Source organism: Actinoplanes lobatus, assembly GCF_014205215.1.
GTDB lineage: Bacteria > Actinomycetota > Actinomycetes > Mycobacteriales > Micromonosporaceae > Actinoplanes > Actinoplanes lobatus.
Genome location: NZ_JACHNC010000001.1, coordinates 9613669 through 9627621, shown reverse-complemented (window position 1 = coordinate 9627621; position 13953 = coordinate 9613669). Strand labels below are relative to the sequence as shown.

15 protein-coding genes are annotated in these 13953 nt (G+C 71.8%); 12 read left to right on the top strand and 3 right to left on the bottom strand.

Annotated features, from left to right (window positions below; translation table 11 throughout):
- Window positions 1-64: 64 nt before the first annotated feature.
- On the top strand, window positions 65-1423 hold the full coding sequence (gene pafA / locus BJ964_RS43770; protein ID WP_188126157.1) for a Pup--protein ligase: 1359 nt from the start codon (window positions 65-67) through the stop codon (window positions 1421-1423).
- Window positions 1424-1449: 26 nt separating this feature from the next.
- Window positions 1450-1650: a hypothetical protein gene (locus BJ964_RS43765; RefSeq protein WP_188126156.1), complete on the top strand. Its 201-nt coding sequence runs from the start codon at window positions 1450-1452 to the stop codon at window positions 1648-1650.
- A 291-nt stretch (window positions 1651-1941) separates the two neighbouring features.
- On the opposite strand, the gene BJ964_RS43760 is transcribed toward BJ964_RS43765, so the two are convergent.
- Window positions 1942-3024: a DUF3866 family protein gene (locus BJ964_RS43760; protein ID WP_188126155.1), complete on the bottom strand. Its 1083-nt coding sequence runs from the start codon at window positions 3022-3024 to the stop codon at window positions 1942-1944.
- A gap of 76 nt (window positions 3025-3100) precedes the next feature.
- On the opposite strand from BJ964_RS43760, the gene BJ964_RS43755 reads away from it, so the two are divergent.
- The 7 genes from BJ964_RS43755 (at window position 3101) to BJ964_RS43725 (ending at window position 8273) form a co-directional block, all read left to right on the top strand.
- A complete protein-coding gene (locus BJ964_RS43755) occupies window positions 3101-4090 on the top strand; it encodes a helix-turn-helix transcriptional regulator (RefSeq protein WP_188126154.1) in 990 nt (329 codons plus the stop codon).
- A 49-nt stretch (window positions 4091-4139) separates the two neighbouring features.
- Window positions 4140-5126, top strand: coding sequence for a helix-turn-helix transcriptional regulator (locus BJ964_RS43750; protein ID WP_188126153.1), 987 nt, complete (start codon window positions 4140-4142; stop codon window positions 5124-5126).
- Between the two features lie 15 nt (window positions 5127-5141).
- The gene (locus tag BJ964_RS43745) at window positions 5142-5387 is read left to right on the top strand and encodes a hypothetical protein (protein ID WP_188127508.1); all 246 of its coding nucleotides are present in this window, start codon (window positions 5142-5144) and stop codon (window positions 5385-5387) included.
- A 128-nt stretch (window positions 5388-5515) separates the two neighbouring features.
- Window positions 5516-5818, top strand: a complete 303-nt coding sequence (gene tatA / locus BJ964_RS43740) for a Sec-independent protein translocase subunit TatA (protein ID WP_188126152.1) — start codon at window positions 5516-5518, stop codon at window positions 5816-5818.
- 9 nt (window positions 5819-5827) lie between these two features.
- Entirely contained in the window at window positions 5828-6793 is a 966-nt protein-coding gene (tatC, locus tag BJ964_RS43735; RefSeq protein WP_188126151.1) for a twin-arginine translocase subunit TatC, read from the top strand.
- A gap of 356 nt (window positions 6794-7149) precedes the next feature.
- Window positions 7150-8049, top strand: coding sequence for a diacylglycerol/lipid kinase family protein (locus BJ964_RS43730; protein WP_188126150.1), 900 nt, complete (start codon window positions 7150-7152; stop codon window positions 8047-8049).
- Between the two features lie 41 nt (window positions 8050-8090).
- The gene (locus tag BJ964_RS43725) at window positions 8091-8273 is read left to right on the top strand and encodes a hypothetical protein (protein ID WP_188126149.1); all 183 of its coding nucleotides are present in this window, start codon (window positions 8091-8093) and stop codon (window positions 8271-8273) included.
- On the opposite strand, the gene BJ964_RS43720 is transcribed toward BJ964_RS43725, so the two are convergent.
- Window positions 8264-9007, bottom strand: coding sequence for an HAD family hydrolase (locus BJ964_RS43720; RefSeq protein WP_188126148.1), 744 nt, complete (start codon window positions 9005-9007; stop codon window positions 8264-8266). The two genes, BJ964_RS43725 and BJ964_RS43720, sit on opposite strands and share 10 nt — an antisense overlap.
- 78 nt (window positions 9008-9085) lie before the next feature.
- On the opposite strand from BJ964_RS43720, the gene BJ964_RS43715 reads away from it, so the two are divergent.
- The 3 genes from BJ964_RS43715 (at window position 9086) to BJ964_RS43705 (ending at window position 13097) form a co-directional block, all read left to right on the top strand.
- A complete protein-coding gene (locus tag BJ964_RS43715; protein WP_188126147.1) occupies window positions 9086-11839 on the top strand; it encodes a DEAD/DEAH box helicase in 2754 nt (917 codons plus the stop codon).
- Between the two features lie 98 nt (window positions 11840-11937).
- Window positions 11938-12768: an ATP-binding protein gene (locus BJ964_RS43710; RefSeq protein WP_188126146.1), complete on the top strand. Its 831-nt coding sequence runs from the start codon at window positions 11938-11940 to the stop codon at window positions 12766-12768.
- Entirely contained in the window at window positions 12765-13097 is a 333-nt protein-coding gene (locus BJ964_RS43705; RefSeq protein ID WP_188126145.1) for an STAS domain-containing protein, read from the top strand. The genes BJ964_RS43710 and BJ964_RS43705 overlap by 4 nt, the downstream gene beginning before the upstream one ends.
- 9 nt (window positions 13098-13106) lie before the next feature.
- On the opposite strand, the gene BJ964_RS43700 is transcribed toward BJ964_RS43705, so the two are convergent.
- On the bottom strand, window positions 13107-13889 hold the full coding sequence (locus BJ964_RS43700; RefSeq protein WP_188126144.1) for a hypothetical protein: 783 nt from the start codon (window positions 13887-13889) through the stop codon (window positions 13107-13109).
- Window positions 13890-13953: the final 64 nt, after the last annotated feature.

Genomic DNA, 13953 nt, shown 5'->3' with positions numbered 1-13953 from the left:
CGCTGTCATGGAAAGGGCCGGTTGTGGGTGCCGCTCAGCCGGTCCTTACCGGTAGTGTTTCGTCATGGAACGGCGAATTTTCGGCCTCGAGACCGAGTACGGAGTCACGTGCACCTATCGGGGGCAGCGGCGGCTGTCTCCGGACGAGGTGGCCCGCTACCTGTTCCGCCGAGTGGTGTCCTGGGGACGCAGCAGCAACGTGTTCCTTCGTAACGGCGCACGCCTCTACCTCGATGTCGGTTCCCACCCTGAGTACGCGACCCCCGAATGCGACTCCGTCACCGACCTGGTCGCCCACGACCGGGCCGGCGAGCGGATCCTCGAAGGCCTGCTCGTCGACGCGGAGAAGCGTCTGCACGACGAGGGCATCGCGGGGGAGATCTACCTCTTCAAGAACAACACCGACTCCGCCGGCAACTCCTACGGCTGCCATGAGAACTACCTGGTCAGCCGGCACGGCGAGTTCGGCCGCCTGGCCGACGTGCTCATCCCGTTCCTGGTGACCCGCCAGCTCATCTGCGGCGCCGGCAAGGTGCTCCAGACCCCGCGCGGCGCGGTGTTCTGTCTCTCCCAGCGCGCCGAGCACATCTGGGAGGGCGTCTCCAGCGCCACCACCCGGTCCCGGCCGATCATCAACACCCGCGACGAGCCGCACGCGGACGCCGAACGCTACCGCCGCCTCCACGTGATCGTCGGCGACTCGAACATGAACGAGGTCACCACGCTGCTCAAGGTGGGCAGCGCCGACATCGTGCTGCGCATGATCGAGGCCGGCGTGGTGATGCGCGACCTCACCCTGGAGAACCCGATCCGGGCCATCCGCGAGGTCAGCCACGACATCACCGGCCGCCGCAAGATCCGCCTGGCGAACAACAAGGAGGTCTCCGCGCTGGAGATCCAGCAGGAGTATCTGGCGAAGGCCACCGAGTTCGTCGAGCGCCGCGGCGGCGACCCGGTCGCCAAGCGGGTCGTCGAGCTGTGGGGCCGCGTCCTCAACGCCATCGAGAGCGGCGACCTCGACCCGGTCTCCCGCGAGATCGACTGGGTCTCCAAGTACAAGCTGATCGAGCGCTACCAGGCCAAGCACGAGATCCCGATGTCGCACCCGCGGATCGCGCAGCTCGACCTGGCCTACCACGACGTGCGCCGGGGCCGCGGCCTCTACGCGCTCATGGAGAAGCGCAAGCAGGTCGACCGGATCGCCAACGACCTGCAGATCTTCGAGGCCAAGGAGACGCCCCCGCAGACCACGCGGGCGCGCCTGCGCGGCGAGTTCATCAAGCACGCCCAGGAGAAGCGGCGCGATTTCACCGTCGACTGGGTGCACCTCAAGCTCAACGACCAGGCGCAGCGCACGGTCCTCTGCAAGGACCCGTTCCGCGCCTACGACGAGCGGGTGGAGCGGCTGATCGCCAGCATGTGACGCCTGTGGAATAGGCTGGCCGGGCCATGACGACACCCGGCCAGCCCGAACCACCCGAGCGCTCGGAGCGCGAGGTCCGTTTCCGGCGCGCCGAACGCCGCCGCGAGAAGATCTACCGCGACATCCAGCGCGATCGCGCCGGCAACCACCGCATCCCCACGTGGGTGCTGGCCGCCGTCCTCGCCCTGATTCTGGCTGGCTGGGTGTACCTGATCATCACTTCCTGACCGGCTTCGAAGATCAAGATCGATGTCGTAGCGGGGTGGTGGGTACAGACCGCTGCTCCCGCCGAGGGCCCGGCGCGCCCCGCTGGCCGCTGGCGCGTCCAGAACGCGAGCCACACCGTGCGGCGTGCGTGAGCGGTTCCGCTCAAAACCCGGCAACCGGTCGGCAGTTGCACGACGGGCTGGAGGATCTGCCGACCCCGGCGGATCCGCTGTTCCTCGGGCTCCACCCGGCGTGCGCGGCCGCCCTGACCACCCGGCTGTTGCGCAGCGGCGGCTCGCGGGGCTCCCCGGTCAGGCCAGCAACGACGCGGCGTGACGGCCCGCGGCCGCGGCGGCCAGGAAGTAGCCGTGGTCCTGGTCCAGTTTGCGGCCCATCGTGGAGAGCGGGACGGGACAGGCGCGCAGCGCCGCGTCCAGACCGGCGGTGGCGACGCGGACCAGGCGGTGCCGCCCGCTCAGCGGGGCGAGCGCGGCGTCGACCAGCGCGGCCAGTCCGGGCTCCAGGCCGTCCGGCACCGGCAGGTCGGCGGGGACGAGCGCGACCTTCCCGTACGCCGTGAGGCTGTGGTGCGACACGCCCCGGTGCCGTTCGCGCCCGTCGCCGTCGGAGATCCGCAGTGAGCCGACCGGCCGTCCGCCCAGCACCGCGACCGCGTTGACCGCCTCGCCCAGCGCCACCCCGGAGAACCCCCAGGTGGTGCCGGTGCCCAGGTTGCCCGGCCCCTGGGCGACGATGGTCACGTCGGCGTGCAGCACGTGCCGGGCGGCGAGCAGCCCGGTGTGCACGGTGCTCGCCTCCAGGTCGCCGCCGAACGCCTGGCCCGTGGTGACCGTCCCGGCCAGATGGCCGCGCAGCCCGTCGAGGGTGCGGGAGAACCAGGCCGGCAGCGCCCCGCCGTCGGTCATCAGGTAGGCCACCCGGGCGTCCGGCCGGTCGGCGTGGACCCCGGCCAGGATCGCCGGCAGCGCCGAGTGCAGGTCGGCGGTGACCACCGGCATCCCGTCGATCGACTCGGCGGCGGCCAGCACCTCCCGGTACGGCGACGCCTCCTCGTCCACGCCGAGCCGGATCGCCTGCAACGGGGTGTAGCGGGCCTTCACGAGATGTCCGCCGTCGCGGGTGGCGCCGTCGCCGGCCGGATCCGCGGGCAGCCGGTCGGGAAGGGCGACGACCAGCGCGTACCCCCCGGTGCCGAGGCCCATCACCAGCGCGCCGACGTTGAGCAGCACCCGGTCGCCGGGCTCCGGGCTGCCGACCAGGTCGGGGTAGGCGAGGGCACGCAGCGGGCCGTCCGCGGTGCTGACCTCCAGCTCGACGGCCCCGTGCCAGCTGCGCCGCACCGACTGGACCGTCCCGGACCGCCATCGCACCATGCGGCGAACCCTACAAGGTTGCGGGGGCAGTGACGCCTGACAGTCCCTCGACCGGGGGCTGCTAGCGTTGCCACTCGTGTCGCGCACTCGTACCGAGCGCCTGGTGAATCTGGTCATCTGCCTCCTGTCGACGCGGCGGTTCCTGACCGCCGCGCAGATCGCCCTGACCGTGCCCGGTTACGAGCACGACCCGTCGGACCCACGTGACCACGAGGCGTTCCAGCGCAAGTTCGAACGGGACAAGGCCGAGCTGCGTGAGCTGGGCGTGCCCCTGGAGACCGGTACGGCGAGCATCTTCGACCAGGAGCCCGGCTACCGGATCGCCCAGCGGGAGTACGCGCTGCCCGACATCCTCCTGGAGCCGGACGAGGCGGCCGCCGTCGGCATCGCGGCCCGCCTGTGGCAGCACGCCGGCCTGGCCGCCGCGGCGTCGTCCGGGCTGGCCAAGCTGCGGGCCGCCGGCGTCGAGGTGGACCCGCAGGCCACCCTGGGTGTGGAGCCGGTGGTGACCGTCGACCCGTCGTTCGGGCCGCTCACCTCGGCCGCCCGGGAGCGCCGCGCGGTCACCTTCAAGTACCGGGTGCCCGAGGTCGACGAGCCCAGCTCGCGCCGCCTGGAGCCGTGGGGCGTGGTCTGCTGGCGCGGCCGGTGGTACGTGGTGGGCCACGACCGCGACCGGGCCGCCACCCGCTGCTTCCGCCTGTCCCGCATCGTCGGCGAGGTCAAGGCCACCGGCCGCCCGGGCGCTTTCGAGCCGCCCGTCGGCGCGGACCTGATCAGCCACGTGGCCCGCTCGTCCGGGCCGATCGCGCGCAACGGCCGGGCCACCGTGACGGTCCGTCCCGGCCGGGCCGCCGGGCTGCGCCGGATGGCCGCCGAGGTGTCCCCGGGGCCGGACGGCGACCGGCTGACCATCAGCTACGGGGACGTGGACTGGCTGGCCTCGCGGATCGCCGGGTACGGTCCGGACGCCCGCGCCGACGGCCCGCCCGAGCTACGCGACGCCGTCATCCAGCACCTGAAGGAAATGATCACCCGGCACGAGGCCCCGGCGGTGCCGGCATGAGCGCGGGCCCGGTTTCGAGATGGCGCGGGAACGCGGCGGAGGTGGCGTCATGAGCGCGCGTACGCCGAGCGCGGACCGGCTCGGGCGGCTGCTGAACCTGGTGCCGTACCTGCTGGCCCGGCCCGGAATCCTGATCTCCGAGGCGGCCGCCGACCTGGACGTCACCGACAAGCAGCTGCGCGAGGACCTGGAGCTGCTCTGGGTGTGCGGGCTGCCCGGCTACGGTCCCGGTGACCTGATCGACATGGCGATCGACGGCGACCACGTGACGATCAGCCACGACGCCGGCATGGACAAGCCGCTGCGGCTCAACCCGGACGAGGCCCTCGCCCTGGTGGTGGCGCTGCGGATGCTCGCCGAGACGCCCGGCATCGGCACCCGGGACGCGATCGAGCGAGCCCTCGCCAAGATCGAGAACGCGGCCGGTGACCTGGCGGACGCCCCGGTGGCCGTCAAGCTGCCGGCGAACCAGGAGCGGCTCGCCAAGGTCCGGGCCGCGGTCGCCTCCGGCAACGCGCTGCGGCTCACCTACTACACCCCGTCGCGGGACGAGACCACCGATCGGGTGGTCGACCCGATGCGGATGCTGATGGTCGGCGGCTTCAACTACCTGGAGGCGTGGTGCCGCCGGGCCGAGGCGACCCGGCTGTTCCGGATCGACCGGATCGACGCGTTCACCGAGCTGGACGAGCCGTCCGCGCCGCCGGTCGGCGCGGTGCCGCACGACGTCACCAGCGGCGTCTTCCACCCCGGCCCGGAGCTGCCGCTGGTCACCCTGCGGGTGGGCCGCGGCGGGCGCTGGATCACCGAGTACTACCCGGTCGAGCAGGTCGTCCGGGAGGGCCCGGAATGGCTGGTCACGATGCGGGTCACCGACCTGGGCTGGGCTCAGCGGTTCCTGGCCGGCCAGGGCCGCGACGTCACCGTGGTGGGCCCGCCCGAGCTGCTGGAACGCATCCGTGCCCAGGCCGCTACCGCCCTCGGCCAGTACGCCGCGCCGCACGGCCTCGCGGCGGACCGTCCGGCGGCCGGATAGGGTGGCCGCGTGCTGATGTGGGTCTGGATCGCCGTGGTGGCGGTCGCGCTGGTGGTCCTGATCGTCGCCGGGACGAGACTTCTCGGGCGGCTGCGGGTCCTGGAGCGTGCGGCCCGGCGGCTGCGGCACCGCCAGGAGCAGGCGCTCGCGGTGCAGGCCAAGGCCGAGGTGATGCAGGAGACGATGCTCGCCGTGCAGGAGCGGGCCGAGCGGGCCCAGGAGAAGGTGGAGCAGATCAAAGCAGGTCTGGGCCACCGTTAGACAGTTCCCGGCCTGTTGTCCGGACCTTCCGAAGATCATAAGAAACCGGAAGGATCCGGAGGGCAACATCCCGGGGATCCACACGTACGATGGACCCCGCAACCTGATCCGACCGACTGGAGTCTCCCATGGGCGCCCTCAAGCCATGGCACATCATTGTTCTCGTTGTTGTGCTTGTCCTGCTCTTCGGCGCGAAGCGACTGCCCGACGCGGCGCGGTCCCTCGGCCGTTCGCTGCGGATCATCAAGGCGGAGACCAAGGGCCTCGTCGACGACGACAACAACGTCGCGGAGAAGGCTGAGCCGCAGCACAGCCGCACCCCCTTGCAGGGCGAGGTGCAGCAGCCGTACCAGCAGCAGGGCTACCAGCAGCCGCAGCAGCCGTCCGCCCAGCCGTACGTGGACCCGGTGCAGCGCACCAACGACCGCTGACCCGGGCCGATGGACCTGAGCCTTCGGAAGAACAAGGGACCCAGTAAGTTCCAGCAGGCCGCCGACGGCTCCATGACGCTCATCGAGCACGTCCGTGAGCTGCGGAACCGGCTCTTCTGGGCGTCACTGGGCATCGTCGTCGGCCTGATCGTCGGTTTCATCCTGGCCAACTGGGCGTTCGACGTCCTGAGCGGGCCGTACTGCGCTCTCGACACCTCGTGGGTGCTCAACGCCCAGGGCGAGAAGCAGTGCATGTTCCTCACCCTGGGCGCCACCGACTCGCTGATCATCCGGCTGAAGATCGCGCTGTGGCTCGGCCTGATCATCGGCGCGCCGGTCTGGCTGTACCAGCTGTGGGCCTTCATCGCGCCGGGCCTGCACCGGCACGAGCGCAAATGGGCGTACGTCTTCGTGGCGATCGCCGCCCCGCTGTTCCTCGGCGGCGCGGTCCTGGCCTACCTCGTGGTGGAGCACAGCCTGGCCTTCATCATGGAGGCCGGTGTCCTCCAGGAGTCCCAGCAGCTCGAGGTCACCGCCTACATCGGGTTCGTGACCACGATGATCCTGCTGTTCGGTGTGGCGTTCGAGTTCCCGCTGGTGCTGCTGATGCTGAACTTCACCGGCGTGGTCAGCGCGCGCCGGCTGCTCAGCTGGTGGCGCACGGTGGTGTTCCTGTCGTTCGCGTTCGCCGCGATCGCCACCCCGGACCCGGGGCCGTTCGGCATGACCCTGCTGGCGGCCTGCATGAGCCTGCTGTACTTCATCGCGGTCGGCGTGGCCTTCCTCTACGACCGGCGCAAGGGCCGCGGTCGGGAGATCTACGCGGGCCTCGACGACGACGCGATCTCCCCGCTCGAGGAGGAGCGGGTGCCGGTCGGCGCGTCCGACCCGATCGAGTCGCCCACCTCCATCGACGCCCCGGCGCCGGTGGAGAAGCCCATGCCGATCGAACGCCGTTTCGACGACATGACTTAGCCTGATTGCTTCGCTTCGCTCCGCGGCGATCGCCTTGTAACCGGTGAGGGGGCAGGCGATTTCCCGCCGCCCGCAAAACCAAGAGCGCGGGCGTCGAGAAATCGCTTGCCCCCTCACCGGCGGCGATCGCGACGTAGTTTGATTGCTCCGCTTCGCTCCGCGGCGATCGCCTGGTAACCGGTGAGGGGGCAGGCGATTTCCCGCCGCCCGCAAAACCAAGAGCGCGGGCGTCGAGAAATCGCTTGCCCCCTCACCGGCGGCGATCGCGACGTAGCTTGATTGCTTCGCTTCGCTCCGCGGCGATCGCATGCCCCCTCACCGGCGGCGATCCTGACCGGGGGGTACCGTTCGCGGCTGTGACGAGCGACTTCATCGCGGTGCTGGCCAACCCCTCGGCGGGGCGTGGCCGGCACCGCGGCCTGCTTCCGGGAGTGTTGCAGGCTCTCGGGACGGCCGGGCACACGGTGCGGCTCCTGGACGCCGGCAGCAGCGCCGAGGCCGAGCTGGCCTGCCACCGGGCGGTCGCCGACGGGGCCGCCGCGGTGGTCGCGGTCGGTGGCGACGGCACGGTGCACCGGGCGCTCCAGGCGGTCGCCGGGCAGGAGGCCGGCTTCGGGGTGGTGCCGGCCGGGACGGGCAACGATTTCGCGAGCGCGGTGGGCGTACCCCATGATCCGCTGAAGGCCGCGGAGGCGATCGCCGGGGCCCTCCGTGATCAGCGGGACCACCGGTTCGATCTGGCCCGGACCCGTGACGCCCGGGGTGAGCGGCGATGGTTCTGCGCGGTCCTGGCCGGCGGATTCGACGCGCTGGTCAACGAGCGCGCCAACCGGATGCGCAGGCCCTCCGGACCGCGCCGCTACGACCTGGCGATCCTGCTGGAGCTGGCCCGGCTGAGGGCCCGCGACTACACGGTGCACACCGACGGCGCCGTCCATCATCTGCGGGGCGAGATCGTGGCGGTGGGCAACTGCCCCAGCTACGGCGGCGGCCTGCGGATCGTGCCGGACGCCGACCCGGCGGACGGCCTGCTCGACGTCATCTTCGCGACCACGCTGGGGCGCGCGGCCCTGACGCGGCTGAAGCCGCGCCTGCGCAACGGCACCCACGTCACCGATCCGCGGGTCACCGTGCTGCGGGCGCGCGAGGTGCGGATCGAGGCGGAGGGCATCATCGGGTACGCGGACGGCGAGCGTCTCGGCCCTCTGCCGGTCGAGGTGAGCTGTGTGCCGGGTGCGGTCCGGTTGCTCCGCTGACCACGGGGTCAGATCCCGGTGCGGGTGCCGAACCGTAGGGCATGACGAACTCGATCGGCAGCAGCGCCCCCTCGGTGACGTCTCGTGCGTCCGCCCTGTTCGGGGGTGCCAAGGACGCGTTCCGGGCGATCGCCGACGCGGCGGTCAGCACGCAGGACGAGGCGCCGGTCGCCGAGGCGGCGAAGAAGGGCCGCCAGGGGACCGTCCTGGACCGTTACGCCTGACCGGCGAGCGCCAGCGCCAGCACTGCGGACAGGCCGTTGGGCCGGCCCGGGTCGGCGGCGGGAAGCACCAGCGTGGCCAGGCCCGCGTTGACGGCGCCCGCGTCGGCCGGGGTGTCGCCGACCATGAGCGCCCGCTCCGGGTCGACGCCGAGCAGGCCGCACGCCCGGTAGAAGATCATCGGGTCGGGTTTGATCCGCCCGATCTCGTAACTCAGCGCGTAACCGTCGACGAACCCGTCCAGCCCCCAGGCGGCGAACAGCGGCCGGATGTCGAAGGCGATGTTGCTGACCACCGCCACCTTCACCCCGGCCTCGTGGAGTTTGCGCAGCGTCGGCTCGGTCTCCGGGTACGGCAGCCAGCCCTCCGGGAGCAGCAGCCGCTCGTAGAGGGCGTCCGCGAATCCTTCGACATCGGTGTGGACGGTCGCGGCCAGGCCGGTGTAGGCGGCGCGGTGACTGTGCGGGTACAGGTCGCGGTCGGCCCAGTGCTCGGCCAGATGCGGCGGCACCCGGTGCGGCAGCGGCCCGCCGGCCCGCCCGGCGGTCGTCAGACGGTCGGCCAGAACCGTCGCCTTTCCCCGGTCCAGTGCGGTCCCGCACGCGGCGGCCGCGGCGATCACCCAGGTCAGCGGATCCTCCACCTGGGCGAGTGTGCCGTGGAAGTCGAAGAGCACGGCCTCGACGGGCCGCACCGGACGGTTTGGAGGATTCGAGGCAAGCGGCACGTCGTGCACCTTACCGACCTGTCCCGGCGGACCTTGCGGCCCTATACCGTGCTGCAAATTGTCATACGCACGAACTAGCCTTGGGTCATGACTAGTCCCGCCGAGAACTACGCGGCATCCCGACGGCGGGCGGCGCGGGTCGCCACCTATCCGGCCCTCGAGGATTTCATGCTCGACGTCGGCTTCGACCTGGACGACTTCCAGCGCGAGTCCTGCCAGGTGCTGGAGCGTGGCAGCGGGGTCCTGGTCTGCGCTCCGACCGGCGCCGGCAAGACCGTGGTCGGCGAGTTCGCGGTGCACCTGGCCCTGCGCTCGGGGGAGCGCAAGTGCTTCTACACGACACCGATCAAGGCGCTGTCCAATCAGAAATACCACGATCTCGTGGCCCGCCACGGTGCCGACAAGGTCGGCCTGCTGACCGGCGACAACGCGATCAACGGGGACGCGCCGGTGGTGGTGATGACCACCGAGGTGCTGCGCAACATGCTCTACTCCGGCTCCGACCAGCTGCGCAATCTGGCCTATGTGGTGATGGACGAGGTGCACTACCTCGCCGACCGGTTCCGGGGCGCGGTCTGGGAAGAGGTGATCATCCACCTCCCGTTGTCGGTCACCCTGGTCTCGCTGTCCGCGACGGTCAGCAACTACGAGGAGTTCGCCGACTGGCTGGTCACCGTCCGGGGGCAGACCGAGGTGGTGGTCAGCGAGCACCGGCCGGTGCCGCTCTGGCAGCACATGCTGGTCGGCCGGCGGATGTTCGACCTGTTCCACGACGCCGACGCGGCCCGCAAGCACGATGTGCATCCCGAGCTGCTGCGCTACACCCGCGAGATGGACCGGCGGCTCGAGTTCACCGACCGGGCGAGCAGCGGCTGGCGGGGCGGGCGCGGCAAGCGCTGGCAGCCACCGCCCCGGGCCGAGGTCGTCGACCGCCTGGAGCGGGGCGGCCTGCTGCCGGCGATCCTGTTCATCTTCAGCCGGGCCGGCTGTGACGCGGCGGTCAAGCAGTGCCTCGACGCCGGGCTGCGGCTCACCGACCCGGAGGAGCGGGCCGAGATCCGCCGGATCGTGTCGGCCAAGGTGGCCGCCATCCCGTCCGAGGACCTGTCGGTCCTGGGCTACTGGGAGTGGCTCGACGGCCTGGAGCGCGGCGTCGCCGCCCACCACGCCGGCATGCTTCCCGCCTTCAAGGAGGCGGTCGAGGAGTGCTTCGTCAAGGGCCTGGTCAAGGCGGTGTTCGCCACCGAGACGCTGGCGCTGGGCATCAACATGCCGGCCCGCTGCGTGGTGCTGGAGCGCCTGGTCAAGTTCAACGGCGAGGCGCACGTCGACCTCACCCCGGGGGAGTACACGCAGTTGACCGGCCGGGCCGGGCGCCGCGGCATCGACGTCGAGGGCCATGCCGTGGTGCTGTGGAGCCCCGACGTGGACCCGCGTCACGTGGCCGGGCTCGCCTCCACGCGGACCTATCCGTTGCGGTCGTCGTTCCGGCCGTCGTACAACATGGCGGTCAACCTGGTCGGCTCGGTCGGCGCGGAGAAGTCCCGGGAGCTGCTGGAGTCGTCGTTCGCCCAGTTCCAGGCGGACCGGTCGGTGGTCGGCCTGGCCCGGCAGGTGCAGCGCAACGTCGAGACCATGGAGACGTATTCCGCGGACGCCGCCTGCCACCACGGCGACTTCGACGAGTATTTCGGGATCCGGGTGGCCATCGCCGACCGGGAGAAGTCGCTGTCGCGCCAGGGCGTCCAGCAGCGCCGGTCGGCGGCCGTCGACTCGCTGGAGCGGCTGCGGACCGGCGACGTGATCCGGGTGCCGCAGGGCCGCCGGGCCGGGCTGGCCGTGGTCATCGAGCCGGCGACCGGTGGGTTCGGCGAGCCGCGGCCGCTGGTGCTCACCCAGGACCGGTGGGCCGGCCGGGTCAGCCCCGGCGACTTCGGCGGACAGGTCGAGGTGCTGGCCCGGGTGCGGGTGCCGAAGAACTTCAACCACCGCTCGCCGGGCGCCCGCCGGGATCTGGCCGCCCAGGTCAGCGCCACCGGGCTGGACCGGCATCCGGACCGTCGCCGGGGCGGCCGCAGCCGCGCCAACCCGGGGGAGGACGCCGAGATCGGCCTGCTCAAGGTGAGGATGCGGCAGCACCCCTGCCACGCCTGCCCGGAGCGGGAGGACCACGCCCGCTGGGCCGAGCGGCGGCACCGCCTGCACCGCGACACCGAGACGTTGCGGGCCAAGGTGTCCGGGCGCACCGGCTCGCTCGCCCGCACGTTCGACCAGGTGTGCGCCGTCCTGACCGCCCGCGGCTATCTCTCCTCCGACGGCGAGGTGACCGAGGCCGGCCGGATGCTCGGCCGGATCTGGTCGGAGGCCGACCTGCTGGTCGCCGAGTGCCTGCGCCAGGACGTGTGGGAGGGGCTGGCCCCCGACGAGCTGGCCGCCGCCGTGTCGATGGTGCTCTACGAGTCCCGCCGTGAGGGCGAGGACCGCGCCTCGGTGCCGAAGGGCCCGGTCAGCGGCGCCGTCGACGCCTGCGCCAAGCTGTGGGGCGAGATCGCGGCCGACGAGTCGGAGCACGGGCTGTCGCTGACCCGCGAGCCCGACGCCGGCTTCGTCTGGCCGATGTACCGCTGGGCCCGCGGTGAGCCGCTGGCCCGGGTGCTGGCCAGCGGCTCCAACGACGCCGACATGCCGGCCGGCGACTTCGTCCGGTGGGCGCGCCAGGTGCTCGACCTGCTCGGCCAGGTGAAGGACGCGTCCGCCGCCTCGCCGAGCGTGCGGGAGACGGCCCGCAAGGCGATCAGCGCGGTCAACCGGGGGGTGCTCGCACTGCAGAGCGCCCTGTAGATCGTGGCGGATGGTGAATCACCGTTGACGGTATCTCCCGGATAATCCAAGAATTGCGGCGGCGGCATCGATGTTGCTGATTTCCGGGAGAAGAGGGTATGAGCGCGGGCTCACCGCACCTGATCGGGTGGTCCGGTGATGCGGTGGCGGATTCGGTGCTGGCCGTCATCGACGCGGACACCGCGGTCATCGAGCTGTCCGTATGGGGCGGCTGGGACCGGCGACGGTCGGTGCAGGCCCGTACCGTGCTGGACAAATGCCTCGCCGAGCACCCGACCGGGGTGATCGTGGATCTGCACCGGTTGCGCGACCCGCACGCGGTGAGCGCGCCGCTGTGGCTGACCGCGTGCGCCCAGGGGGCCGCCCTGCAACCGCCGGTCGCGGTCGCCGTCTGCGTGCCGGCGAACGCGCCGGTGGCCCGGCGGCTGCGGCGACTCGGCGCCCGGGACTGGCTGGTGCTGTACGCGACCGTTTCCCAGGCGCGGGCCGCCCTGTCCGGCCGGAACGCGCTGCCGGACCGGCTGCACCTGGCCCTGCCCCCGGACCCGGCGGCCGCGATGCAGGCCCGGTCACTGGTGTCCGACGCCTGCTCCGGCTGGGGCCTGGGCCACCTGTGCGAGCGGGCCCGCCTGGTGATCTCCGAGCTGGTGGTGAACGCGGCCGAGCACGCCGGCACCGACATCGAGGTGGTGGTGTCGTCGCGCGGCTCCGGGCCGGCGGCCGCCCTGCACCTGGCCGTCTACGACGGTGACCTGGTGCTGCCCCGGGTCTGCGATCCGGTGCCCGGCCCGCTCGGTCCGTCGCTGGTCGACCGGGGCCTGGGGCTGCGGATCGTCGGGTCGGCGGCGTCGGCGTGGGGCGCCCTGCCGGCCCGCGGCGGCAAGCTGGTCTGGGCGATCATCCGATCGCGCCCGGAGGGTCCGTCGTGACCGGGACCCGGATCGCCGGCAGCCGGGAGGGCGACCGTCTGCTGATCACCCTCCAGGGCAGCCTGGACGCCATGTCGGTGGAGGCGTTGCAGACCCAGCTCTACGACCTGACCCGGGTGCACGACCTGATCGGTCTCGGCGACCCGGTCCGGCAGATCCACATCGACGTGGCCGGCGTGGATTTCTGCGACGCGGCCGGGTTGCGGATGCTGGTGGCGGCCCGGCGGGTGGCGGAGGCCCGGCAGGCGACCTGCCACCTGCACGATCCGCAGCCGCACCTGCGATGGCTGCTGCGCGCCACCCGGGCCGCCGACCTCTTCGACATGTGACCGCGGCCGCTACTTCTTGTCGTAGTAGAAGTCCCAGGCCTCGCCGTAGTTGGACGGCTTCTTCACCCCGGACGGCTTGCCGTGGCCGCTGAGCCGGGTGCTCATCTTCAGCGCGCCGTCGCTGTCGCGCAGCGTCACGCCGATGGAGGTGACCCAGCCGGCCGCGTCGGTGGTCGCGGTGAACTGGGCGTTTCCGCCGAACCAGACCGAGATGGCCGGGGTGCCGACCGGCAGGAAGCCCTCGTTGAACTTGTCGCCCTCGATGTCGAGGGTGCCGGCGTACGCGTTCGGCCCGGTGCTGCGGACCTGGTCGACCGCCGAGGTGAACCGGGACAGGCCGGTCGGGTCGGTCATGTCGAACCAGTACAGCGAGTCCTTCTTGATCCGCTTCAGGTCGAGGTGCACCCAGGTCTCGTTGCTCTTCTCCCGCGAATACAGGTCGGTGCCGACCACGATCCGCTGGGACTGGTCGGTCTCCTTGCCGGTGATCTTGTACTTGACGCTGAGGCGCTTCGCCTTCGGGTCGAACGTCCCGGATCCGGCGACCTTCTGCTTGTCCGGCACGTCACCGGTCACGCTGAACCGGTAGGTGCTGGTGCGTGACTTCTCCAGCGCGGCGAGCAACTGGTCCCGGGCCGGGGTTCCGGTCGGGCTCGGCGCGGTGGCGGCCGACGTGGACTCGGTGCCCGGCGTGGACGCGGGCGTGGATGCCCGCTCGACGGCCGGGCTGGTGCACCCGGCGGCCAGCGCGACGGTGGCGAGAGCGAGCAGGGCAGGGCGAGATGGCGACATGTTGATTCCCCCATGGATCGACGCATCCAAAACCCTATGTGATCGCGCAACCGGTATAGGCGCA

Coding starts and splice junctions, on each gene's coding strand:
- pafA (WP_188126157.1), top strand. CDS start 65: ATGGAACGGCGAATTTTCGGCCTCGAGACCGAGTACGGAGTCACGTGC.
- BJ964_RS43765 (WP_188126156.1), top strand. CDS start 1,450: ATGACGACACCCGGCCAGCCCGAACCACCCGAGCGCTCGGAGCGCGAG.
- BJ964_RS43760 (WP_188126155.1), bottom strand. CDS start 3,024: ATGGTGCGATGGCGGTCCGGGACGGTCCAGTCGGTGCGGCGCAGCTGG.
- BJ964_RS43750 (WP_188126153.1), top strand. CDS start 4,140: ATGAGCGCGCGTACGCCGAGCGCGGACCGGCTCGGGCGGCTGCTGAAC.
- BJ964_RS43745 (WP_188127508.1), top strand. CDS start 5,142: ATGTGGGTCTGGATCGCCGTGGTGGCGGTCGCGCTGGTGGTCCTGATC.
- tatA (WP_188126152.1), top strand. CDS start 5,516: ATGGGCGCCCTCAAGCCATGGCACATCATTGTTCTCGTTGTTGTGCTT.
- tatC (WP_188126151.1), top strand. CDS start 5,828: ATGGACCTGAGCCTTCGGAAGAACAAGGGACCCAGTAAGTTCCAGCAG.
- BJ964_RS43725 (WP_188126149.1), top strand. CDS start 8,091: ATGACGAACTCGATCGGCAGCAGCGCCCCCTCGGTGACGTCTCGTGCG.
- BJ964_RS43715 (WP_188126147.1), top strand. CDS start 9,086: ATGACTAGTCCCGCCGAGAACTACGCGGCATCCCGACGGCGGGCGGCG.
- BJ964_RS43710 (WP_188126146.1), top strand. CDS start 11,938: ATGAGCGCGGGCTCACCGCACCTGATCGGGTGGTCCGGTGATGCGGTG.
- BJ964_RS43700 (WP_188126144.1), bottom strand. CDS start 13,889: ATGTCGCCATCTCGCCCTGCCCTGCTCGCTCTCGCCACCGTCGCGCTG.